Annotated in this window: 17 protein-coding genes; 5 read left to right on the forward strand and 12 right to left on the reverse strand. The window is 68.8% G+C overall.

Annotated elements, in window-relative coordinates:
* Positions 1–117: 117 nt before the first annotated feature.
* Positions 118–660: an ISAs1 family transposase gene (locus OG788_RS02360; protein ID WP_406376649.1), complete on the reverse strand. Its 543-nt coding sequence runs from the start codon at positions 658–660 to the stop codon at positions 118–120.
* 380 nt (positions 661–1,040) lie between these two features.
* Here OG788_RS02360 and OG788_RS02365 point away from each other — a divergent pair, with 380 nt between their 5' ends.
* On the forward strand, positions 1,041–2,579 hold the full coding sequence (locus tag OG788_RS02365) for a CHAD domain-containing protein (protein WP_406368808.1): 1,539 nt from the start codon (positions 1,041–1,043) through the stop codon (positions 2,577–2,579).
* 176 nt (positions 2,580–2,755) lie between these two features.
* Here OG788_RS02365 and OG788_RS02370 read toward each other — a convergent pair whose 3' ends face one another.
* Positions 2,756–3,448 (reverse strand): hypothetical protein, encoded by a 693-nt coding sequence (locus OG788_RS02370; protein WP_406368809.1) that lies wholly within the window; start codon positions 3,446–3,448, stop codon positions 2,756–2,758.
* Positions 3,449–3,755: 307 nt separating this feature from the next.
* On the opposite strand from OG788_RS02370, the gene OG788_RS02375 reads away from it, so the two are divergent.
* Positions 3,756–4,241 (forward strand): flavin reductase family protein, encoded by a 486-nt coding sequence (locus tag OG788_RS02375; protein WP_406368810.1) that lies wholly within the window; start codon positions 3,756–3,758, stop codon positions 4,239–4,241.
* Between the two features lie 791 nt (positions 4,242–5,032).
* On the opposite strand, the gene OG788_RS02380 is transcribed toward OG788_RS02375, so the two are convergent.
* From OG788_RS02380 to OG788_RS02390, 3 genes are all read right to left on the reverse strand, one after another.
* A complete protein-coding gene (locus tag OG788_RS02380; protein WP_406368811.1) occupies positions 5,033–5,506 on the reverse strand; it encodes a hypothetical protein in 474 nt (157 codons plus the stop codon).
* Positions 5,507–6,542: 1,036 nt separating this feature from the next.
* On the reverse strand, positions 6,543–7,052 hold the full coding sequence (locus tag OG788_RS02385) for a hypothetical protein (RefSeq protein ID WP_406368812.1): 510 nt from the start codon (positions 7,050–7,052) through the stop codon (positions 6,543–6,545).
* Positions 7,049–9,079, reverse strand: coding sequence for a SpoIIE family protein phosphatase (locus OG788_RS02390; protein WP_406368813.1), 2,031 nt, complete (start codon positions 9,077–9,079; stop codon positions 7,049–7,051). The genes OG788_RS02385 and OG788_RS02390 overlap by 4 nt, the downstream gene beginning before the upstream one ends.
* 820 nt (positions 9,080–9,899) lie before the next feature.
* Here OG788_RS02390 and OG788_RS02395 point away from each other — a divergent pair.
* Both OG788_RS02395 and OG788_RS02400 read left to right on the forward strand, forming a co-directional pair.
* Positions 9,900–10,436, forward strand: coding sequence for a YbhB/YbcL family Raf kinase inhibitor-like protein (locus OG788_RS02395; RefSeq protein WP_406368814.1), 537 nt, complete (start codon positions 9,900–9,902; stop codon positions 10,434–10,436).
* A gap of 8 nt (positions 10,437–10,444) precedes the next feature.
* Positions 10,445–11,137: a metal-dependent transcriptional regulator gene (locus tag OG788_RS02400; RefSeq protein WP_406368815.1), complete on the forward strand. Its 693-nt coding sequence runs from the start codon at positions 10,445–10,447 to the stop codon at positions 11,135–11,137.
* 533 nt (positions 11,138–11,670) lie between these two features.
* Here the strand turns inward: OG788_RS02400 and OG788_RS02405 are convergent.
* From OG788_RS02405 to OG788_RS02415, 3 genes are all read right to left on the reverse strand, one after another.
* Positions 11,671–12,438 carry a thioesterase II family protein gene (locus tag OG788_RS02405; RefSeq protein WP_406368816.1) on the reverse strand — a complete coding sequence of 256 codons (768 nt, stop codon included), beginning with the start codon at positions 12,436–12,438 and terminating at the stop codon, positions 11,671–11,673.
* A gap of 96 nt (positions 12,439–12,534) precedes the next feature.
* The gene (locus tag OG788_RS02410; RefSeq protein WP_406376650.1) at positions 12,535–14,148 is read right to left on the reverse strand and encodes a GMC oxidoreductase; all 1,614 of its coding nucleotides are present in this window, start codon (positions 14,146–14,148) and stop codon (positions 12,535–12,537) included.
* A gap of 516 nt (positions 14,149–14,664) precedes the next feature.
* Complete coding sequence (locus tag OG788_RS02415; protein ID WP_037651888.1) at positions 14,665–15,243, reverse strand: LuxR C-terminal-related transcriptional regulator; 579 nt, start codon at positions 15,241–15,243, stop codon at positions 14,665–14,667.
* 477 nt (positions 15,244–15,720) lie between these two features.
* Here OG788_RS02415 and OG788_RS02420 point away from each other — a divergent pair, with 477 nt between their 5' ends.
* On the forward strand, positions 15,721–19,266 hold the full coding sequence (locus OG788_RS02420) for a BTAD domain-containing putative transcriptional regulator (protein ID WP_406368817.1): 3,546 nt from the start codon (positions 15,721–15,723) through the stop codon (positions 19,264–19,266).
* A gap of 130 nt (positions 19,267–19,396) precedes the next feature.
* Here the strand turns inward: OG788_RS02420 and OG788_RS02425 are convergent, their stop codons facing one another.
* The 4 genes from OG788_RS02425 to ccrA all read right to left on the reverse strand — a co-directional run bounded on the left by OG788_RS02425 (position 19,397) and on the right by ccrA (position 23,938).
* Positions 19,397–19,591: a ferredoxin gene (locus OG788_RS02425; protein WP_398190093.1), complete on the reverse strand. Its 195-nt coding sequence runs from the start codon at positions 19,589–19,591 to the stop codon at positions 19,397–19,399.
* A gap of 53 nt (positions 19,592–19,644) precedes the next feature.
* Positions 19,645–20,859 (reverse strand): cytochrome P450, encoded by a 1,215-nt coding sequence (locus tag OG788_RS02430; RefSeq protein ID WP_406368818.1) that lies wholly within the window; start codon positions 20,857–20,859, stop codon positions 19,645–19,647.
* A 576-nt stretch (positions 20,860–21,435) separates the two neighbouring features.
* Positions 21,436–22,635 carry a cytochrome P450 gene (locus tag OG788_RS02435; protein ID WP_406368819.1) on the reverse strand — a complete coding sequence of 400 codons (1,200 nt, stop codon included), beginning with the start codon at positions 22,633–22,635 and terminating at the stop codon, positions 21,436–21,438.
* A gap of 46 nt (positions 22,636–22,681) precedes the next feature.
* The gene (gene ccrA, locus OG788_RS02440; protein ID WP_406368820.1) at positions 22,682–23,938 is read right to left on the reverse strand and encodes a crotonyl-CoA carboxylase/reductase; all 1,257 of its coding nucleotides are present in this window, start codon (positions 23,936–23,938) and stop codon (positions 22,682–22,684) included.
* Positions 23,939–23,990 lie beyond the last annotated feature (52 nt).

A 23,990-nucleotide genomic window follows, 5' to 3' on the forward strand; every position in this document is an offset into this window, starting at 1 on the left:
CAGCCGCGGCAGGATCACCCGGCGACCTGATGGAAGCGCTCGCGGGCGCACCATCCCATCAGCCGTACGTGGCCCCAGCCCCAGGGTCTTTGAGAAGTGATCTTGCGTCTGGGTTTGTCAGGTTAGTCCGAGGGCGGTGAGGGGCCGCTGGGGATCGCGGCTGGTGTGGCGGAGGGCGGCGGCGATGTTGGTGCGGCCGTCTTGGCGGTGGACGCCGATGGCGAGGTTGCGCAAGCCGGCCATGATGCGGGGCAGGTGCCGGGTGCGGATCTTCGAGGCGTCTTCACCGAAGGTGCGGTCGCGGACATGGTGGAGCTGGTTTTCGATCTTCCAGTGGCCGCGGATCCAGGCCGCGAGTTCGCTGCCGCTGGCGGCGCCGGGCGGCAGGCTGGTGACCAGGTGGATCCGCTCGATCGAGAGCTTGCCCGAGCCCGGGTCCCGTCTCCAGCGCACGACCTGGAGGGCCTGGCAGGCGTGCGGGTGGTCCAGGTGCGCGAACGCGACGGTCCTCAGGCGGCGGATCTCGTCGCGGTGATGGGCCCGGCCGCGTTCGTAGTGGTCCAGGCGCATGTCGCGCCAGGGCAGCCCGCGGACCCTCTCGTGCAGTGCGGGGTGGTTCCCTTTGACGACGGCCAGGTAGTGGGCGCCGCGTTCGCGCAGCTAGGAGGCGTGATCGTGCTGCGTGTGGAGAGCGTCGGCGGTGATCACCGCGTCGGTCAGAGGTCTGCTGCAGCAGCTCACCAGACGTGTCCTGAGGCAGCGCAACCAGTCCTCTACGGCAGACCCAGGTGGAACGGTGGGCCGTCGATCTCGCCGCCGCCCGCCGTTCCACACCCGCGAAGGCCATCTCCACGGTACGAATCGCCTCGCCGGCATCGGCTCGGTGCGCGTCCTAGGGTCGCCTGGACCACAACGCCGTCACCTGGCTGCTGGAGCGACACGGGTCTCCGTCCGCCTCCGATCCACCGTGCGCGCAAAGGTGAACCCGCGAAGTGGCGTACGTCGGGTTTGAGCCCAGGGAATGTGTCAACGCGATCTGTATGGTCCATTCGACACGAGAGACAGAACGCAAATACGCGGCGCCGCCGGGGAACGACATCTCATGGCTGCCCGAGCTGACGGAAGTGGACCGGGTCGCCTCGCTCGCAGAACATGCGACGCAGGAGCTGGATGCCGTCTACTACGACACCGAGGACCTGCGACTGGCACACACCAGGGCGTCCCTGCGGCGCCGCACAGGCGGCACCGACGCCGGCTGGCACCTGAAACTACCCCTGGAGAAAGACACCCGGGAGGAGATCCGGCTCCCGCTGTCGTCAGAAGAGGTCCCTGAAGACCTGCGGGCCCTGACTCTCTCGCGCACCCGCGGCGCAGAGCTGCGGCCGATCGTGCGGATCCGCTCCACCCGGTCCCTGCGCCGACTTCTCGACGCCGGGGGCGACGCCCTGGCCGAGCTGAGTACGGATGCGGTGCGCGCCGACTCGCTGCTGGACGACGACGCGCACACGCAGTGGACGGAGATGGAGGTCGAACTCGCCGACAACGGTGATCCGACACTCCTGGACGCCATCGAAAAGGTACTCCGGAACCACGGTGTCGACCGCGCGCAGGGCCCCTCGAAAGTCGTCCGTGCCCTGTCCGAGACGACGTCCCTCCTCGAAGGCACGGAGGATACGCGCGCCGGGGTCGCCCCGGGATCGGCCGGCGATCACGTGCTCACGTACGTTCGCCGGTTGGTCGACGCCCTTACGGACCTCGACCCCGCTGTGCGTCGCGACCTGCCCGACGCCGTGCACCGGATGCGCACCACGGCCCGCCGTCTGCGCAGTTGCCTGCGCTCCTACCGATCCGTTCTCGACCGTGAGGTCACCGACCCCGTCCGGCGGGATCTGAGGTGGCTCGGGGCCGAGCTCGGTGTGGAGCGCGACCATGAGGTGCTCCGGGAGCGGCTGACCTCCGGCGTGCGGGAACTTCCCGGTGAACTGGTCCTGGGCCCGGTTGGCGCACGGCTGCAGGCCTGGGACGCGGCGCGGCAGGCCGAGGGCCGTCGACGCACCCTCGACGCGCTCGCCACGCCCCGCTACCTGAACCTGCTCGAGCAGTTGAACCGGTTGGCCGAGGCGCCGCCGCTGCGTGCGAAGGCGGCTGGAAAACCGGAGAAGGTCATGGTCAAGGCGCTTGGGAAGGAGTACGGGCGACTTGCCCAGCGAATGGACCGGGCGCTCGACATGCCGTCCGGACCGGAACGTGACGCCCGGATCCACCACGCCCGCAAGGCCGCCAAGCGGCTTCGCTACGCCGCGGAGGCGGCCCGCCCCGCCCTGGCCAAGCCTGTTCGACGCCTCGGCAAGCGCGTCAAGGCCGTACAGCAGGTGAGCGGTGACCAGCACGACAGTGTCGTGGCCCGTGACACCCTGCGCAGTCTTGCGATCGCCGCACACGCGGCGGGAGAACCCGGCTTCACCTGGGGCCTGCTGCACGGTCAGGAGAGAACCGCGGCCGGGGTCCGGGAACGGCAGCTCCCCGAGGCGTGGGCTCGTGCCCGTGCGGCAGCCCGGCGCAAGGGTCTCCGCCTCTGATCGCGCACGTGACCGTCTGTGCGCGTTGTTCGATACCGGGGTCGTTCGGTAGCAGGGCGGTGCAATTCTTCGGACCCCTCGTCCCTGACCGAGCAGCCAACAGCCACCTTGCACAGGCAACAGTCACTACCGCTCTTGCGCCCACCGATGCGCAGCGAGAGTCGGCCACCCACCCGTCATGCCCGGTCCGCGGCGGCGAGCACCGCGTCGACCATGGGTTTGTCGAGGGCCGCGTGTACCAGGCCGTCCGCCAGCAAGGGCACCTCGCGACGGGTCACGAGGCCGGCCAGCTTCTCCGGCGAGGCGGGGAGTCCGAGCCGTCGGGCGCCGTCCAGGGCCTTGCGATCCACGTACGGATGGAACTCCGGCCAGATGGCCTGTACTCCGCGGAGGAAGATATCGGTTCCCGTGGGACCGATGCCCGGAAAGCGCTGCAGGGCTTTGGTGGGATCGGATTCCTCGCGCAGCCGCCGCAGATCACCGTCGTACTGGTCGAGCAGCAGTTCCGCTCCCTCACCGAGCATGGTGGAGGTGCGCTCGTCATAGCGCCGGTATCCGCCTTTGCCAAGCGCGTCGACACGTTTCTGCCAGGTCGCCCGCGCCATCGACCGGCTGTCGCGCATCCCGGCTTCGAACAGTGCTCTAGCTGCCGTGACCGCGATGTCCGCCTTGATGCGGGCACTGAGCAGGTTCGCCAGTACGAGCATCTGGTAGAGCGGAGCCGGGGTGTCACGCAACCGGATTCCGGCCTGCGCCGCGTATGTTCTTTGTTGTCGCTTCAGTAGGGCTCCCACCACTTTCGCGTCGCTTTTCCTGTCGCTGGCGCGGGTATTGCGTTGCGTGGACGTCTCATGGCGCGTCGTGGCCACGCTGATCACCGCCTCTGTAAATTTCTGGTACTTCTGTGCGGACTGTTGTGAGAAGAAGCTGGCTGGTTCTGTGGCGTTCGGGTGCCCGTCGGGGTCTGTTCGAAGTGGCCTCGCGCGCCTGGGCGCGGGCCGTCGGGGAGGTCGCCCGATCCGGGCTCACGGTCGCGCCGAGACGCGTTGCTGCACAGGTCCGGGTACCCAGGGACTCCGCTCGTACCGCGCCCCCAGTGCGTCGTGAGCCGACCGGGACACGCGCATGGTGAACGCTTGGCCGACAGCCGATCTCTTGAGGCGGGAGCCGAACACCGTGACCGATCTCGATCCCTTCACCGACCTGCTCGACTACCCGATGTACCTCGTCACCGCGGAGGCCGACGGGGAGAAAGCCGGCTGCCTGGTCGGATTCGCCTCGCAGTGCTCGCTCAAGCCCGCCCGGTTCATGGTCTGGCTGTCCAGAACCAACCGGACGTACCGGGTGGCCGAGCACGCCGAACGCATCGCGGTCCATCTGCTCCGCCGCGACCAGGACCGGCTGGCCCGGCTCTTCGGCGGCGAGACCGGCGACCGTACGGACAAGTTCACCGACGTCCCGTGGCACCCGGGACCGGGCGGATCACTGATCCTTGACGAGGCCCCCGCCTGGTTCGTCGGCCGCGTGGAGAACCGGATCGACGGCGGCGACCACGTCGGTTTCCTGCTCGCTCCGGAGGCGGCGGAGAATCTCGCGGGCAGCACCCCTCTGCTGACGCTGAACGACACCCATGACATCACCCCGGGCCACCCGGCGAACTGAGCGGCGCCTCTTCCCGGGCAACGCAGTCGCCTGAGCCGTATCACCGCTCCCAGCCCCATCACCACCGCTCCCCTCGCGGCGGCCGACACAAGCCCGCGGTGTCGCGCGAGTGCCGCTTGGGCCGAGCGGGGGTGGGACGTCTCATCGAAGGAGCCGTGTGCTCCGTAGTCGTGTTCCGGGGCTTCGTCCGCGGGGTGCCAGAGGTTGGCCGTGCGGGTGCCGGGTTCACCGCCGTCGGTCTGCTGCGACGCGTAGCCGGTGCGGGCGAGGAGCGGTCCAGCAGGGCGGAGGCCAGCTTGTTCGCGAGGATCGTCGCGTAGCCCGGCCCCTGTCAGCTTCTGGCGGGGGCGGGCACTTGTCGGCGGAGGCGTTCGTCGCCTCCTGATCACCCGTGTGCCGCATCCGCCGGGCAGCGCCACGCTGCCTGGGGCACGTTGGAGGCGGCGGCCCGGTACCGACTCCACCCTCAAGGACCGGGCCGCCCGTGCAGCCACGCGATGCTGCGGCCCTGGGGAGAACGCACAAGTCCCGCCTCAAGCGGCAGGGAGCGGCTGGGGTAGCCCCCGCGCGGGTCAGGCAGCACGCGCCCTCGCCCGAAGACCTCGTCGAAAGCTTGGGCTTCATGAGTGAGCTCTGGCTTCCGCTGTCCGGTCTAAGGTTCTCAGCCGTAGCCCGGTCCCTTGGAGCGCTCTGGCGGGGCCGGGCTACCTGCTGCGCAGGCAGCGGGAACGACAGAGACCGGCCGCCTGTCCTGGGCATACATCGGTCGCAGGTTCACGAACCCTGCCCGCCTACTCCGTGACGAAGGGGGCGTAGCCGACGGGGACCTCGCTCACCTGAAGGTCGGAGAAGAGCAAGGTCAGGGTGTGCGCGTTGGTTTCCAGGCACACCTTGTGAAAGCCGATCCCGAGCTCGTTCGACCAGCGCCGGGCCGCCTCCGAGTCGGGCAGGAGCCTGGCTCCCGGATACAGGCAGTGCCACTTCACGCCCCAGACGTATCCATCGAGCTCAGTACCGGTTTCCTGCTCGATGAGCCGATCGTCCAAAGAGACCCGCCAGGTCTCCGCCGGCACCGACGTCTCACACCGGGCCTCCACGCAGTACCGGAACAGATACCGCTTGTAGGACGACTCCATGGCCGTCGAAGGATCAGCCGTCGCGTAGACAATCACCTCGTAGTCACGCATGTAGCTGGTGTAGCCGTGGTGCACAACAGCATGATCGAAGGCCTCGTCCAGCATCCGTTCCAGCACGGCGGTATCCATCCCGCCCTTCTACCCCACCCAGCAGGACCTGCACCCACGAAACACGCAGGTGACAGACACCATGGCCTGCCCGGACACGTCCCAGTCGGATTTGAGGGGCGACGGATGACCCCAAGGTGCGCAGCACTGAGATGGGGTCTGCCGTTCGCTTGGGTGTCGTGGGGCCCTCCGTTACCGTTCGACCGCCCGCATGTTCCAGCAGCGTGGTCCATATGCCGCTGTGGCCGAGCAGCGTGTCCGCAGGGCTTTGGGAGGCCGTGTGGGAGTGCTGAAGCAGGACGTCGGACACGCGGAAGCCTTCCAATGCACCGGGATGCGTCGTCGATCTGCGCAGAGCCCTGATCTTGCCCATGATGGGGCTCTCGGCCCATGCGATAGCGGCCGAGAGCCATTCGTCCGGTAGCGGAAGGCCGTCTCGCTCAGCCAGATACAGGAGGGCCAGTTCCTGCAACAGCCGTCCGGGGATCGGCTCTGGATGGCCACAACGTCGGGCGACAACGGCTGCTGTGATAACCGCTTGGCCGCTGGGATCCTCCACCGTGTCCAGCCTCCAACGATCGATCAATTCTGTGTTGCGGTGATCCGATGGCCACCTGACCCGAGGAGAGCTGTCCCAATCCGCGGGTCGACCTCGGCCAGGGCCCGGGCCCGCATCAGTTCGTCCGGTGTCAGATCCCCGCTGAGGTGAAACCGGATCGCGCGTTCCCCCAACCCGCTGCGAGGCGACCAACGCGCCAGCATTTTGATGACCTGCCGTGCATGGTTGAGCCCGATGGCATCCGGACTACCGGATCCGACGGTGCCGCTCGCAGGGGAAGCTGCAGACAGGAGGCGGTCGAGTTCCGCGGCCCGGATCGTGCCCGCGAGCAGCACAGGCCCCCTGTCGGCCGAGGACCAACTGACGCACTGAGGCGGCCGTGAGGGTCTCGTCGGCGAAGAAGTTCTGTAGTTCATCCAGCCAGATGACCGAACGTGACAGGTTCACCCCTTCTTGAACCAAGGTGTTGAGTTGGCTGCCAGTCTCCACCTCCGGCATCTACCAATCGGCCACCTCAGCAATCAAGGCTTCATACAGGCATCGGGTCTTCCCTGCTGCGGCGTCCCCAACCAGCACGATGAGGCCGCCGGTCTTCGTGTGGCTGTTGAGCCATGCATGAATGTCGGCGTCTGCTTCTCGGGGGATGTATTGAGGAAGACTGCCCGAGAGATCTGGGTCAGCGTCCGCAGGCAGAGGGATAGCCGTGTGGATGCTGAGTGCCATCCACTGTTTTGAATCGGCTACACGTTGACCCCGACCAAGCAGTGCACTACGGGCAGTCGAACGCCTGGCCATCTGTTCAACAGGCTCAGCCCAGCGGGTTCCCCATGCCTCAATGGCCCGCTTGCCTGGAACAGCCAGTGCAACGAACAACGCCCCGGCGCTGGCCGTCACCCAGGCCGGTCCCGGACCATGGCCAGCCGCGAACAACGCGGCGGCAACGACCAGGCCGGCTCCCGCCACAACATAGGCCACCCCGGTCCGCCAGACTCCGTCCCGCTCCCTCATACAGCGACGATTTGATGGCGACCAGACGGAGAAGCGGGTCGCACTTGGGCGAGGACGATCACCGTGTCGTCCGTCGGTGCGTCGGGTAGCAGGCTCGAAAGGATGCGGTCCACTGTCGTTTCCAACGAACCCGAAGTCCCACGCAGTTGGATGCGGAGTGCCTCCATGCCCTCTTCGATGTCCCGGCCGCGTGCTTCGATGAGGCCGTCGGTGTACAGGACGAGAGTGTCGCCCTCGGAAAGGTCAATCTCGGTCGTTCGGAACGGAAGCCCGCCGACCCCGAGTGGGACTCCCAGTACGTCGCTGATGGTCTCGACCGTGCCGTCCGGGTGGCGCACCATGGGCGGGGGGTGGCCGGCGTTGGCAATGCGGGCACGGCCGGTTGCAGGGTCGTAGACGATGTAGAGGCAGGTCGCCAGTTCGATGCCGGCCTCCTGGGCGCAGGCGTCGAGCTCGGTGAGCAGGTCGTCTGGTTCCGGGTTGCGGCGAGCCAGTGCCTTGGTGGTGATGCGCAGCCTGCCCATGGCTGCGGCAGCCGGCACTCCGTGTCCCATGACGTCGCCGACGACGAGTGCCACCCGGTCCTCGGACAGGTTGATCACGTCGTACCAGTCGCCGCCGACCTCGGTGATGTGGCTGCCGGGGAGGTAGCGGTGGGCGACGCTCACGTATGGGCTGGCCGCCAGGGCAGTGGGGAGCAGTGCGCGCTGAAGTGTGAGCGCGATGTCCTGGACGCGGCTGTAGAGACGCGCGTTGTCCAGGCACAATGCGGCGCGGGAGGCGAGCTCACTGGCGAGGCTGAGGTCCTGCTCGGTGAATTCCGGCCTGGCGGCTGAGCGGCCGAACATGGCGAGTCCCTGAACTGTGCCCCGGGCGATGAGCGGGGCGATGAGTATGCAGGTCAAGCCGCTGTCGCGTAGGAGCTGGGCGCGATCCTGATGCATGACAGTCCGGGTCATGAAGTCGTCGTTCACAGCAACGAAGACGGGGCGCCCTGTTCGCAGCATCTGGTGGATGGCGGAGCCCGGTGGGTATGTCACGCTCTCCAGTCCGCTCACCAGTTCGACGGCGGGTGGGGGCAGAGTCGTGCGGGAGGCGATCCGGCGTGTGAACAGCGGAAGCTCCGGGTTGAACACCTCAGCCTCATCCAGCCACTCCACGACTTCCACGACGGATGCGTCGGAGAAATCCGGAACTGCGGCTTCGACCAGCTCCCGGGCGGTGACGTTCACGTCCAGAGTAGTGCCGACCCGGGCCGCGGCCCGGTCCAGCAAAGCCAGCCGCTGCCGGCCAGCTGTGGCCTCCACGATGGCCTGCTCCCGGTCAGTCACGTCCACCAGCAGCCCGCCCACTCCCGGCCGCGTGTCGCCGGCCTGGCTCAGGGGGAAGAAACTCACCGACCGCACCTGGTCATGATCCGGATGACCTGCCGCGCGGAGGACTACCAGAGTGCTCACGGCGGGCCGGCCCTTCTCGGCGACGGCCCGCAGCATGCGCTGGTACTCGCCTCCGTCGGAAGTGATCATGAATTCTTCCATACGCCGCCCGATATGGTCCTCGATCGGAAGCCCGTCCATGTCGGCCAGCGCCTGGTTGAGGTGAACGTATCGCAAGTCTTCGTCGAGCATGACCAGACCGATGGGGCAGGTTTCGAAGAGCGAGTCGAGGAAGGCAAGCTTGGTTTTCACCCGGTCGAGATCGTCAGCCCTGCTCGCCAAGCACAGGACCACGGAACGGCCCTCGGCGCCGTTCACGGGGAAGGCTCGGAAACCGCAGTCGAAGACCGTACCGTCCCGATGCAGTGTGGGCAGACGGCCGCGCCAGTACCCCAGAGTTCGGCCTCGCTCCGCCAGCCGCATAGCGGCCTCTGGGGCGCCCCGGGGCGGATCGGGAAAGAGGGCCGCGGCGGGCTTGGACAGCGCTGCCGCCGATTCGTATCCGAAAAGGCGCTGCGCACCAGGCCCCCAGAAACAAATCTGATCATCCTCGTCAATACCGAGCACAGCCACGGCCACGTGCTCCAGCAACGTGCCTGGCTCCGAGCGGAGCGGACCAGGAGTCTCGCCCCCTGGTCGGTCCGATGGCACGAGATGTCCCCTTCCACCCAAGGCAGACGGTGGGCTAAGTCCCGCACACGACGCCACATGGGCTGCTACCAATTCTGCCAGCCATCCACTGTTCAGACATCAGGGCGACATAGACTCGTCACTTAGCGTGATGGGTAGTGATCCCGGCTTACATTGGGACGGTACAGCGAGCGCGACTGACGCCCGTGTTCAAAACGAAGTCCGTCGTCGCGCCGGCCTGAATGCCACGGGCACACACCGACGGCGGAGCGGTTGATGCCAAGGTCACGTCAGCCGTGGGCCTCCGTGCAATGCACTGCGAGACGCTCCCCACCGCGCATCTTCGGTCAAACCCCTGCAGCAGGCCAGCCCGGCCCAACGTTCGGGGGATGTCGCCGGGCCACACCGCTCCCCCACGTTCCCAGTTCGGGCCCTGACTCTGCGCATTGGCGGGGCCCGCCCACTTTCGGCGGCGGTGTCACCCGGCCGGTCGACGGCGATGGCCTCCTCTCCGACCCAACGGTGACCGTCGACGAGCGCGGCCCCGATCGGCAGAACTGAGCAGATCCGTCTCACCTGCGGACAAGCCTCGCCCCGCCTGTTTGGCCAAAGGCCCGCCGCCGACCACCGGACCCCTTGCTCTTGGCGTGGCATCTCACTTCGGCGCAGGCCCGAGGCCCCGCGGGGCTGGCACGCCCCGACCCGTCTGGATCGTCGCGCCGATCACACTGATCAGATGTGCGATGCGTGCTCGACCCGGATACGACGCGAAGAGTGCGCCTTGCGCCAGCGGTCGTACATCTCCTCTTACCAGTCCGGGGGGTTCTTCTTGGACTTCCGGTGCGGTGGTGTCACCCTCCGGCCGCCGGTCTGGGCGCCCAGCCCCTGGTTGCAGGCACCGGCGAGAATCCCGACCGCAGCCAAGCTGTCTTGGAGCGGCGCCCCGGAAGGCACCAAGAGCTACGCCGTCACCGTCTACGACCCCGATGCCCCCACCGGGTCCGGGTTCTGGCACTGGGCGGTCGCCGACATCCCCGTCACCGTCACCGAACTGCCCGAGGGCGCCGGCGACGACACCGGCTCGGGCCTGCCCGAGGGCTCCTTCCAGCTGCCGGGCGACGCCGGCGCCGCCCGTTTCATCGGCGCCGCCCCGCCGGCCGGGCACGGACCGCACCGCTACTTCGTCGTGGTGCACGCCCTCGGCGTCGAGTCCATCGGCGTCGCGGCCGACGCCACCCCGGCCGTCCTCGGCTTCACCATGGCCGGACACATCCTCGGCCGCGCGGTCCTGACCGCCACCGCCGAGACCCACGCCTGACGATCGACATGTCCCGACTCATCGACACCACGGAGATGTATCTCCGCACCACCCTGGAGCTCGAGGAGGAAGGCGAGGTCCCCCTGCGCGTCCGCATCGCCGAACGTCTGAACCAGAGCGGCCCCACCGTCAGCCAGACCGTGGCCCGGATGGAGCGCGATGGTCTGCTGCACGTCGCGCTCGACCGGCACCTGGAGTTGACGCCGGAGGGCCGCCGGCTCGCCACGCGCGTGATGCGCAAGCACCGGCTCGCGGAGTGTCTGCTCGTCGACGTGATCGGGCTGGAGTGGGAACAGGTGCACGCCGAGGCCTGCCGCTGGGAGCACGTGATGAGCGAGGCCGTGGAGCGGCGCGTACTCAAGCTGCTGAACCACCCCACCGAGTCGCCGTACGGCAACCCGATCCCTGGCCTGGAGGAACTCGGCGAGAAGAGCACCGTGGATCCGTTCCCCGACGAAAGCATGGTCAGACTCAGCGACCTCAAGCCCGGGCCGAACGGCGCGAGCGCGGTCGTACGGCGCATAAGAGAGCTGATCCAAACAGACCCCCAGCTCATGTACACCCTGCGGCACGCCGGGGTGCAGCCCGGCGCGGTCGTGAGCGTGACGTCATCGCCCGGCGGCGTGATGGTCGGCAACGGCGGTGAGGCCGCCGAACTCTCCACGCAGACTGCCGCGCACGTCTTCGTGACCGAACGCTGAGCCCAGCCGGGTGCCGGCCCGTTGCCGTGGCCAGTGCAGGCACGAGGCTGGCCCTCGACCACGATCGTTGCCGTGGCCAGCCCAATTGGTTCAGCGGAAGACGTACTTGAGGTTGCCCGGCAGGTGACGGCCGGCCAGTTCTCCCCGGCTGCCGGGACCTCGTCGAGTGTGCGTGCATTCTGGACAGCGAATCCACTGACCAGCCGGGCTCACGATCACTCAACGAGCCGGGGTGGAAACACCTACCGAGCGCCATCTCGTCCTCCGCGCAGCCGGGTTGGAGATCTCAGGATGCGCTGGGCCCGCGCCTGCAGGCAGATTGTTCGGGATTGCAGGACAGGGCTCATGGCCGTCGATTGCGCGCAATCGACGGCGGGACGGTGCGACTGACTGTCGGCAGCGACAGTCGGGCGACACCCTGCCCAGCGCGGACGGTGGCAGAGGGGACCCTCCGTGGCGCCGCGCCTCGTCGGTCGCGGCGCGCTGCCCTCCGACTCAGGCTGGAATCAGGCGGAGACCCACAGAACGCCCGCTCATGGCCGGTCGAGCACCTCCAACTTGGTGGCTATGAGACCGACGACTTCCTTCTGGTGACGGGCCAGGAAGAAGTGGCCGCCGGGGAAGACCTTCAGCATGAACGGGCCGTCGGTGTGCTCGGACCAAGCGGCGGCCTCCTCCACGGTGACCTTCGGGTCGTCGTCGCCGACGAGGCAGGTCACGGGGCAGCGCAGGGGCGGCCCCGGTTCCCAGGTGTAGGTTTCGGCTGCGCGGTAGTCCGCCCGGATGGCCGGGAGGATCATGCGCAGGACGTCCTCGTCGCCCAGCAGTTGGGGGTCGGTGCCGCTGAGGCCGCGCATCTCGGCGACGAGGCCGTCGTCGTCGCGCAGGTGGACGGTCTCGTCGCGGTGCGTGGACGGGGCGCGGCGGCCGGAGGCGATGAGGGTGGCGGGCACAATGCCCCGCTCCCGCTCCAGCCGTCGGGCGATCTCGTAGGCGAGGGAGGCGCCCATACTGTGGCCGAACAGGGCGATGGGCCGGTCGGTCCAGGGCAGCAGGGCCTCGTAGACCTTGTCGGCGAGCGCCGGTACGGAGTCCAGGAGAGGTTCAGTGCGGCGGTCCTGGCGGCCGGGGTACTGCACGCACAGCACGTCGACGCTGTCGGGCATGGACCGGGACACGGGGAAGTAGAAGCTGGCGGAGCCGCCCGCGTGGGGCAGGCAGACCAGCCGGACGTGGCTGTCGGGGCGCGGGTGGAACCTGCGGATCCAGAGGCTGTTGTCCTCGGTGAGCGGGGAGTTCACGGAGTCGTTCCTTTTCGATTTCGGTTCGACCGCCCACCGTGGCGGGGCGTTCGCCGGGAGGAGAAGGGGGCGCGGGCGGGCCGCGCCTGCCGCTCGTCAGGAATCCGCGACGTCCTGCTTGATGACGCGCTCGATGTTCCGCTCTGCCAGCGCCGTGATGGTCACGAACGGGTTGACGCCGATGCTTCCGGGGATGAGTGAGCCGTCGGTCACGTAGAGGTTCTTGTATCCGGTGACGCGGCCGTAGTTGTCAGTGGCCTTGCCGAGGACGCAGCCGCCGAGCGGGTGGTAGCAGAAGTCGTCGGCGAAGGCCTTGATCTGCTTGCCGAAGAGGTCGTACCGGTAGATGGTGGCGTTCGCCTTGTTGATGCGGTCGAAGAGCGACTTCGCGGCTGCGATCGCGGGCGCGTTCTGGTCCCGGGTCCAGCGCAGGTCCGCCCGGTCCTTGGCTGCGTCGTAGACGAAGGTGCCGCGCTCCGGGTTCTTGGTGATGGCCAGGTAGAGGCTGACCCAGGTCTCGACACCCGCAGGCAGGGGGGCGATCTCGGCGAAGACGGGGGTGTCCGGGTTGTCCCAGTCGTCGATACCGAGGGCCGGGATCGACGACTGCTTGGTGCCCGTCGGGTTCCACATGTGGTTGGCGCGGGCGGTCATGATGTTGCCGTTGGGGCCCCAGCCTCCGCCGACCTCAGGGCTTAGGTCCGGGAGAGTGCCGGTCTCGCGGGCACGCAGGAGTAGTTCGGTCGAGCCGAGGCTGCCGGCGCCGAGGAAGAGGTGGCGGCAGGCAACCTCCTTGGTCGCGAGCAGCGTGCCGTCGGTGTCCCTCTGCTCGACGGTCAGCAGGTATGTGCCGTCGTTCTGCTGACGGATCGTCTTGACCTGGTGCAGGGTCTCGATGGTGACCTTGCCGGTGCCCAGGGCGGCCGCCAGGTAGCTCTTGGCGAGTGAGACCTTGCCGTGGTTGTTGCCGTAGATGACCTCGGCGGCCAGCGCGGACTTGGGCACCGCACCGTCCGCCTCACGGCGCATGTAGTCCCAGTCGTAGACGTTGGGCACGAAGGTGGTGCTCAGGCCCGCGTTCGAGGCTTGCCCGCGCGAGACACGCGCGAACGAGTACCAGTCGGTCTGCTCGAACCAGCTCTTGTCGATGTTGTTGACCCGGAGGGTGGAGTTCGCGCGGGGGAAGTACGTGGTGTACATCTCGTCGGCGTCGACCTGGGGCAGCACTTCCTCGAAATACGAGCGCCGGGGCGTGACCGCCATGCCACCGTTGACGAGCGAACCGCCACCGACACCGCGTCCCACGTACACGGACATCTGGTCGAAGTTGACCCGGTCCAGTACACCCGCGTAGGGCTCGATGTCCCGGTTGGCGAGGTCGAGCCACAGGAACGAGCCGAGCGGAGCCTCGGTACGGGTCTTGAACCAGCTCGAGCGCTTGTCGGGCTTGAGCATCCCGCTGAATACGTTGCCGTCCGGACCGGGCTGGTTCCACAGCCGGCCCATCTCCAGCATCAGGGTGGGGACCCCTGCCTCGCCGAGGCGCAGGGCGGGGACGGCCGCGCCGTAACCGGTGCCGACCACGACGGCGGGGACGAACGTGCCGCCGGAACCACTGGTTGCGGTGGCGGCGGCCGCCCGGGGGGCGGCGGCGGTGATCGTGGTCTGCCCCGCGAGTGCGGCGGCACCCAAGGCCGCCACGCCTAGCATGCGGCGCCGCGACAGAGGCTGGTGTGCAATCACGCTGTGGCTCCTGAGCTTGGGAGAGATGAAGGATGAATCGGAGGGACGGCCGGAGTGACACGGCCGGAGTGACACGGTCCGGGGCAGAACGGCCCGCATGGAGACCGCCCAGGCCGTCGACGAAATCCGGATCGGGCGGGCCGGCCTTGTGGGGCCGGGCCCGGGGGTTCGGTCACCCGGGGTACGGAAGCGGGTGTTGCGGTGCGGCCCGCTCCTGGGCGCGGGAAGCGCTCAAGCCTGCCGTCAGGCGTCCGCCGGGCCGGGCAGCGCAGGGGAAGACGCGGCCGGTTCGGACCGTCCTGCGATCCGGAGCTTGTGGTAGGCGCTGATGGGGTGCTTCTCCACTGGGCGCGACTCGAGCCGTTCCGCCAGGTGCTTGCCGGGCACTGCGTGAGCGGCGAGTCCGGCGCCCCTGTGCTCGACCCGGGTGAACGCGGCCACAGCCACGCGCGCGAGCGGGCGCCGGGAGGGCCTGATGCCCGCTCACTTCACGAAGTCGTCCACGACCTCGGGCGGCCAGGTGCCGACCTTGAACACGCCCAGGGAGTAGGCGCGGGAGACCAGCGCGGCACGGTTGGACACCTTCAGTTTCCGCAGCAGGCAGGTCACGTGGTACTCGACGCCCTGCCGACTGAGGTAGAGGCTCGCGGCCAAGGGGACGGTGGAGACGCCGGCGGCGATGCCTTCGAGGATGCGCGCGTCCATCGTGGAGAGGATCTTCTTGCGTTTGGGTACCACACGCGTCTGCTCGGCGTCCCCGGCCGTGGGCATCATGACCAGGATCGCGGTCGTGTCGGGCAGGCCACCGCGCACCGCGACCGCGGTGAGGGGAACGGTGAAGGCGGACTCCTCGCCGGGCCCCACGGCGATGACGGGCGTGACGAAACGATGGTTCTTCCCTTCAAGTAAATTGGAGAATTGACGCACCAGCGGCTGCTGCACGCTCGGGTGCACCACGTCACGGAAATTGCGACCGCATATGTCCTCGGACGAGCCGTTGAACTGCCTGAAGAACTCCTGGTTCGCCTGCTGGATGGTCAGGGTCTTATCGAGACTCGCCATGCACAGGCCCGGAGTTGCAGTTGCTGGAATCAGCAAGAGAGTGCCCCCTGTCAGGAAACTTCGGCGAAATAAATTCGGAGGCCGGTGAGCGGCCGTGAAGGCCGTCAACAGGGGCGTCATCGGCCCTGGGACCAGCGGTATCGCCAGATGTTGAACATCGTGCGTCACCGCCCTTGCGGGGTCCTGGTCGAGCCGCTGGCGACCCCTTGCCGTCGCCCGCCATCGTTTTCCGGACCCGTGTCGAAATCCTTGCCGAACACCTGCCGCTTTCTTGCCAATCGATGGATCTCCAGCTTGGACGGCGTCGTTCGCCATGCCAGGATCCGTAGAGGACGGTGTGAGACCAGCCACTTCAAAACCGTCGGTCAGCCATATCCGCAAGCACGATGGGGACCGTTCATGCCTTTACCTCCGACCGCGAACGTGTCAGCCACGACGACCGGTCAGATTGAGCTCCAACTGAGCGTCCTGGGGCCCATGTCGGCGCGACTGAACGGGCAGGACCTGCCGCTCGGCCCGCCACGCCGGCGAACCCTGCTGGCCCTGCTGCTCATCCGCCTCGGCCGCGTGGTGCCCACCGAACTGCTTGTCGAGGAACTGTGGGGTGACGGAGCGCCCCGTCATGCCGTCGCCACGCTCCAGAGCTATGTCTCTCATCTGCGCCGGTCCCTGCACACAAAGGCGGGAACAGGCCAAATTTCGGTGCTACGTCATCGGACGCCCGGTTACGTCCTCGATCTCGACCCCGAACAGGTCGATGCCTGGCGCTTCGAGCGTCTGGTCACCGACGGACGGCGGCTGCTGGAGCAGCGCGATCCGCGCACCGCGCACGCCCGGCTCACCGAGGCCTTGGGGCTGTGGCACGGCTCGCCGTACGCGGAGTTCGACAACCATCCGCCGCTCAGCGACGAGTGCACCCGACTCGAACAGATCCGGCTCACCGCCGTCGAGTCCCGCGCGGAGGCGCGGCTGGCCCTCGGCGCGGCCGAAGAGGTCGCCGCCGATCTGGACGGGGAGGCGCGCCGTCATCCCACGCGGGAGCGGCTGGTCGGCCACCTCATGACGGCACTGTCCCGGCTCGGTCGGCAGGCCGAGGCGCTTGAGGTGTACGAGCGGACGCGTAGCCATCTGGTCGAGGAGTTCGGCGTGGACACCGCAGCCGAACTACGCGGGGTCAGAAGCGCGATCCTGCGCCCGGAGCCGGGAGCGAGCGCCCCCTCGAAGCAGGTGTCTCCCCGACCACTTGAGTCCACCGGAGCGTCACATAGCCCGCTCGTGATGAACGAGAAGGGTGACGACGCAGTACAGAACTCGGAGGGCTTCGAGGGCTCCTGGGACGCTGGGGCGGCCGTCACGCCCCGGGAGCACGGCACGGCGGTGGCAACCGACGACGCCAACGGGACAGACGACTGGGGCGCGGCCGTCGGACGCGAGGGGATCACGGGGACCGAGGGGATCACCGGGACCGACGCACGCCCGGAGGCGCGGCCCGATGTGCCGCAGGGCGCGCGGGCGGACGCCGTCGGCGCCCAGACCGGGGCAGCCCAGTGGCGGCCTGTACCCGGGCCGGCAGCCGCCCCGGAAGCCGGGGAATCCCCGGAGTCCGCGTCGGGGTGGACGGCTGCCCCTTCGCCGTTCACCGGCCGCAGCCAGGAGCTCGACCGCCTGACGACCGCCGCCGTGAGCACGGTCGTGGGCCACGGCCATGTAGCCGGCGTTCTCGGCCCCCCAGGAGTCGGAAAGACCCGCCTGCTGCTTGAACTTGCGGCACGTCTGGAGAGCATGGACGCGCCCGAGAAGGGGTCCAGGTTGGAGGTGGTCTGGAGCCACTGCTTTCCCGGCGAGGGCGTCCCCGCCTACTGGCTGTGGACTCAGATCCTGCGGCGCCTGTCCGCCACCCGGCCGGATGCCTTTCGCGACGCGACGGAACCGTTCGGCGCCCTGCTCGCCCCACTGATGCCCGAGCGGTCGGCGGCCCGGACCGGAGGCCCGAAATGGGCCGCCGACTGGTGCAAGGCCCGCTTCCTCGCCCACGACGCGGTCTGCGAGGTGTTACTCGCCCTCGCCGGGCAACACCCGCTCGTGCTGTTCCTCGAAGATCTGCAATGGGCGGACACCGCCTCCCTTGACCTGCTCAGGCTCCTGAGCATCCGCTGCCAGGGCCATCCGCTCAGCATCGTCCTCACGGCCCGGAAGTTCGAGGCCGAGTCGGACGCAACGCTGCGCCGGATGGTCTCCGACGTACTACGCGGCCCCAGGACCGAGACGCTGGAACTCTGTGGGCTTTCCCTCCAGGCCGTCGGCGCCCTCGTCGAGGCACACGCAGGATCTGGTGTGGCCCCGAAGGTTGTCGAGGTGCTGCACCGGCGCAGCGGAGGCAACCCGTATTTGGTGATGCAGCTTCTCTCTCTCGTGGGCGATGCCCGTAACCTCCGTCGCCCGGATGCGGTGGACGCGCTCCTGGCCCACATTCCCACCGGCGTACGTGAAGCGCTGCACCAGCGGCTCGCCGCGCTACCCGAGCCTGTCCTGCGGGTGCTTCGCCTGTGCGCCGTCATCGGCGCCGAGGTGGGCACCGGCCTGTTGCACCGGACCGCCACGAGCGCCGAACCGGTCGTCGCGGGTCTTGAGTCGGCCATCCGCGCCGGCCTGCTCGGGGAGGACCCGCACCATCCGGGGCGGCTGCACTTCGCACACGCCCTGGTCCAGGAGACGCTCGTCGACGAGCTCCCCCGTGAGGACCGCCACCACCTGCACGCCAGGGTCGCCAACGCGTTGTGCGCACGCGGGCGCGGGCAAGTGGGGGACGAGGAGATCGAGCGGGTGGCACATCACAGCTGGCACGCCAAGAGTGCGCTGCCCGCCGCCGAGGTGCTGCCTCGACTGCTGCTCGCCGCGGAACACGCCGAGCAGTCCATGGCGTACGAGCAGGTGGAGATCTGGCTGCGCCGCGCGGTGCACCTGGTCGGCTTTCTGCCGCCGGACGATTCCGACACGGTGAGGTTGGAACAGAAGCTGCACATCCAACTCGGCCACGTACTCGCCACCACTCGCGGCTACGGCCACCCCGAGGCCGAGACCGCACTGACGCGCGGTCGCGCCCTCAACACGGCCACTGATGCCGCCGAGGACCCGTCGGTGCTCTGGGCGCTGTGCGCGGCGCACCTCGTCACCGGGCGCTACGACGCCTCGCGGCAGTTGTCCGGCCTGCTGCGGGACATCTCGCGCCGGACCTGGGAGCCCGTGGCGGCGCTCGGTGCGGCGTACGGCGAAGGCACCGTGCTGCATGTGCGCGGAATGCTCCCGCAGGCGCTCGCCGAATTGGAGCGCGGCGTCGGCATGGCGGATCGCTTCGCCAACGAGGGTCATTCGCTGGCGGGTACCTTCCAGCACGACCCACGCGTCTCCTGCCGCTCCTACAACACCTTCACCCACTGGCTCCTGGGACACCGGCAGACCGCCGGCGCGCGCCGACGTGAACTGTTGAGCCTCACTGAGTACGAAAGCAGGCCGTCCGACCGCTCCTTCGCGCTGTACGTGGACGGGGTCGTGGCGGCCTGGGAGGGTGACACCCGCACCGCACTCGCCTCGAGCGACGAAGGCGCCCGCGTTGCGGGCGAACATGGACTTCTCTACTGGAAGGCCATGCTGGGCGTCGTCAAAGGGTGGGGTCTGGCGCACGCAGGAAATCACGAAGACGGCCTCGCCCTCATCCACACCTCGCTGGCCGAATTGGGCCAGTCCAGGACATACATCCGCCACCCGCTCCACCTGGGCCTGTTGGGCCAGGCGCAACATCACGGCGGGCGGATCGAGGAGGCGAGGACCACCTTCCGGAAGCTGCTGGCCGCCGTCGAACAACGCCGGGAGTCCGTGTACCTCCACCCGGCACTGCCCGCGACTTCGCTGCTCCACGAACTGCTGGGCCACGGTGCGGACAAGGCGCTGTGCGGGCCGGGGCCCAGGACGGGACGGGCCCGACCCCGGCCGATGAGCGTGACGGATCCATGCTCTGCCTCGTGAGTCGACTCATCCAGTTCCGCGTCCCCGTGATGCGCCGCTGCGGGATGCCGGCGAACGGTGGCCTGAGCGCAGCTCCCGGAGAGCCGCCACGCGCACGGTTGCGGACGCCATGCCTCACGGCCGGTGCCGCTCAGTCCTCGAAGATCGCGACCGCCTGCACCGGACAGGCCATGGGGACGTCGTGCACACGCGGGTCCCCCGCCCCGTCCTCATGTCCCGGGACCAGGGCGACCAGCGCGTCGTCGTCCTGAGTGAAAACGCCGGGTGCGGTCATGACGCACTGGCCGGAGCCGATGCACCGGTCGCGGTCGATGGTGATGCGCATGGCGTGGCCCGCCTCCCTTCCTTCCGTTCCTTCCGTTCCTTCCGCCCGGATCCTCACCAGACGACGGGGAGCTCGATCGGGCCCTGAGCGTCGTGTCCGGCCTTGATGGGCACCTCGTCCAGGGGGACGGCCAGCCGCAGGCCGGGGATGCGGGCGAAGAGCCCGCCGAGGGCGATCTCGAGCTCGGCGCGGGCGAGATTCTGCCCCAGGCACTGATGGATGCCGTGGCCGAAGCCGACGTGGTGACGTGCGTTGCGCCGGGCGTCGAAGATGTCGGGGTTCTCGTACGCCTTGGCGTCGCGGTTCATCAGCGTGATGGAGACCACCACCGCGTCCCCGGCCTTGATGGTCGCGCCGCCGACCTCGATGTCCTCCTTGGCCATCCGGACGATGTGGTCGGAGACGGAGGTGAACCGCAGCAGCTCTTCCACCACTCCCGAGACCGCACCGGGGTCGCGCAGCAGCACGTCGACCTGCTCGGGGTGCTGGATGAGCGTGAGGGCTCCGAGGGCGATGGCGTTGACGGTGGTCTCGTGGCCGGCCACCAGCAGAACCAGCGCGATCATGACCACCTCGTCGTGGTCCAGTTCGCCCTCCTCCAACTGGCGTGCGATCAGCTCGTCCAGCAGACCGTCCTCAGGCTCGGCCTGCTTCCTACCGACCAGGCCGTGCAGATACGTGTACAGCTCGCCGAAGGCCGCGTCGGCCTCCGCCGACGTCGCGGCGCCCACGAAGTTGCGGGAGCGCTCCTCGAAGAAGTCGTGGTCGCCGTACGGGACGCCGAGGAGCTCGCAGATCGCCACGGAGGGCACCGGCAGGGCGAAGGCCGACACCAGGTCTGCGCCCGGCCCTTTCGCCAGCATGTCGTCCAAGAGCCGGTCGACGAGGCTCTGCAGCCTGGGGCGGATGGCGTTCATGCGCTTGACGCCGAAGCTGGGGATCAGCATGCGCCGCTGCCGGGCGTGAACGGGGTCGTCGACACCGATCAGCGGGAAGGCGAGCCCGCCTCGGTCCTCGGTGCGCCGGACGACGACAGGGAAGTCCGGGTGACCCCAGTCGGAGGACAGCCGGGGATCGACGAGCAGCGCCCGTCCCTCGGCATGCCCGGTGATCAGCCACGCCGGTCGGCCGTCGAACAGCGTGACCTGCGTCAGTGGGCTCTCGCCCCGCCGTTCCTCGTAGGCCTTCGGCGGCTGGTACGGGCAGGTCCGGTCCTGAGGGAAGGACGGGACCTGTGACCCGGTGAGGCGGATTTCGGTCTCGGTCATGTCGTGCCTTTCGAACAATCGGCAGTGCGGCGCATCGGTGCGTGATGGGCTACGGGAATCAGGTTTTGGTCCGTCAGCAAGGCCGTGCGCGGTCCGGTCGGCGCACGGCCGTCCGGCCCCGGCCCCTTCGTCGGCAAGTGGGCCGCTGGCGCGGGCTCCTCGGGGCCCCGTGGTCGACCGGCCGGCCATCGGAGTAGTCGGTCACCGACCGGACGCCGGACGCGTTTCCGGGACACGGAATACGAACCGTCGCCGCGCTCGGTGACGGCGGCCTCGGTGAACGGGACCGCGCGCCGGCCGCCCGGGGACACGAGCGCCGTTGCGTCGGGCTGCGGCGTGCGGCAAGCGGCTCGGGGGCAGTCGGCGCGAGGGCCGCGGCAGCGGCGGGAGAGCCACGGCGGCAAGAAGACCGACGTGCGGAATCTCGATGTCCGGCGGCTGTGGGCCCCGAAGCACGTCAGCCGCTGGTGTCGGCGGCCGTGGCCGCCCCCGACGCGAGGCGGCGACGGAAGGCGTGATCAGCGCACACGGTCCGCGAGCGCTGATCTCCTGTGGGAGTGGGCCGTTGTGCGGAGGTCACCAGGTGACGGGAAGCTCGTGCACGCCGTAGAAGACCATGTCGTGGCGGAAGCGCAGTTCCTCGACGGGCTTGGCCAGGCGCAGACTCGGGAAGCGGCGGAACAGGGTCTCGAAGACGATCTGCAGCTCGATTCGGGCGAGTTGCTGGCCGATGCACTGGTGTGCGCCGAAGCCGAAGGCCAGATGCGGGGCGGGGCGGCGGGTGATGTCGAAACGCTCCGGCTCCTCCACGAAGGCGGGGTCGAAGTCGGCGGCGAGGACGTGCGCGACGACCTGCTCGCCCTTGGCGATGCGCACCCCACCGAGCTCCACGTCCCGGGTGGCGACGCGCTCGCCGCCGAACTGGCCGATGGTGAGGTAGCGCAGCAGCTCCTCGACCGCGTTGCCGACCAGCGACGGGTCCTCGCGAAGCAGGGCCAGCTGGTCGGGGCTGTCGAGGAGCAGCGCCGCACCGAGGCCGATCATGCAGGCGGTGGTGTCGTGGGCCGCTATCAGCAGGGTGCCGGCCGCGTTCATGAGGAACATGTCGTCGACGACGCCATCGGGGTCTTCGGTGGTGATCAGCGCCGAGATCAGGTCGTCACCGGGGTCGGCCCGGCGCTCCTGGACGAGCTGGTACAGCAGACCGCCCAAGCGCATGCCGGCAGCCTCGGTGGCGGCGGCGTCCTGGTCGACCCGCATCATCGCCTCGGCGATGTCCTGGAACTCCGCCCGGCGCTCGACCGGGACACCGAACAGGTCGGAAATCACCATGGACGGCACCGCGTTGGCGAAGGTCTTCACCAGGTCGACCGGGCCGCCCCGCGCCTCGATGGCATCGAGGTGCTCGTCGACGATGCGCTGGATGTTCGGCCGCAGCGCCTGCATGCGCCGTACGGTGAACTCCTTGGCGAGCAGCTTGCGGTCCGCGGTGTGCTCCGGTTCGTCCTGCCACAACAGGCTGCCGCGGCCGGGCTTCTGGGTGACGACGCCGTCCTGGGTGTGCAGTGCGTGGGGCACCTGGACGCTGAACGTGGAGTCGCGCAGCAGGGCGCGCACCTCCTCGTAACCGGTCACCAGCCACGCCTCGTGGCCGCTGGTGAAGGTGGCCCGGGTCACCGGGGCGGCGGTCCGGATGTCGGCGATACCGTCCGGCGGCAGGAACGGGCAGCTGCGGGCCTTGGGGACGGTGGGCGCGTCGGCGGTGGGCTCGGGCATGACTCTCCTTGCGCTTGTGGGAGGTGGGTTCGTACGACGGGGACGGTCAGGCGGCGGCGAGTTCGAGCGCGATCTCGCCGTGCCGAGGCGCGTTCACGAGGACGGCCATGTTCCCGGGGGGGTGCACGTTGTCGTGCATCATCTGGTGCATGCGCCCGATGTCCTGGAAGCCGTCGCAGGCGGACAGACAGGGGTCGAGCATGCCGGCGCCGACGAGGTTGATGACCTCGCGGCACTGGCGAGTGTCGGCGTAGTGCGAGCCCTGGAGGCGCTTGGAGCGCATCCACAGGTGGCGCAGGTCGACGTCTCCGTTGTAGCCGGAGGTGCCGCCGCAGATCACCACCATGCCGGCGTTGTCGCACAGGTACATCGAGGTCGGCAGGCTGTCCTGGCCGCTGTGCTCCAGGACGATCCGCGGTGACTTGCGCTCACCGAGGATCTCCCAGACCTTCTTGCCGACCCCGCGAGCGCCGCGCAGGAACCGCGCGGACGCCTCGGCGTCCCCGGTATCGGGCAGTCGGCCCCAATGATCGAAGTCGCGACGGTTGACGGTGCCCGCCGCCCCGAGACGGCGGCAGTACTCGGAGCGGTCCTCGCTGGAGACCACCGCTATCGGAATGCCGCCGGCCAGCCTGACGAGCTGGATGGCCATCGAGCCGAGGCCGCCCGCACCGCCCCAGATCAGGACGGGGTCGCCGGGGCGGACCGTGTGGCCCTGCCAGCCGAACAGCTGCCTGTAGGCGGTGGGCCCGGTGAGCAGGAAGGCCGCCGACTCCTCCCACGACAGATGGGCGGGCTTGGGGTGGCACTGGTATTCGTCGACTCGGCAGAACTGCGCGAAGGAGCCGTAGTTGGTCTCGTACCCCCAGGCCTTGATGCTCTCCGAGACCAGAGGATCCGTGCCCATCCGGATGTCCGCGGCGGCCTCGTCCCACTGGCCGCTGGTGAGCAGCACATGGTCCCCCACCTTGACGTTCCGGACACCTTCGCCGACGGCCCACACCACGCCTGAGGCCTCCGAGCCTCCGATGTGGAAGTCCTCGGGCTGGCCCTGGCGCTGGCGCATCCCGATGACGTCGACCGGCTCGCCCAGCGAGGACCACACGTTGTTGTAGTTGATGCCGGCGGCCATCACGTAGACCAGCACCTGGCCCCGGCCCACCGCGGGGGTGTCGACGACCTCGGTGCGGAACGCCTGCTTCGGCTCTCCGAAGCGGTTCTGGCGGATCACCGAGGCATACATCTGCCGCGGGACCTCACCGAGTGGCGGTGTCTCGCCCATCTCGTAGAGAGCTTTCGTCATGATTCCTCTCCCACATCTGCTCTGTCCGGGTCCGGGGTACTCGCGGTGGTCG

It is taken from the genome of Streptomyces sp. NBC_00647, from assembly GCF_045207245.1.
Lineage (GTDB): Bacteria > Actinomycetota > Actinomycetes > Streptomycetales > Streptomycetaceae > Streptomyces.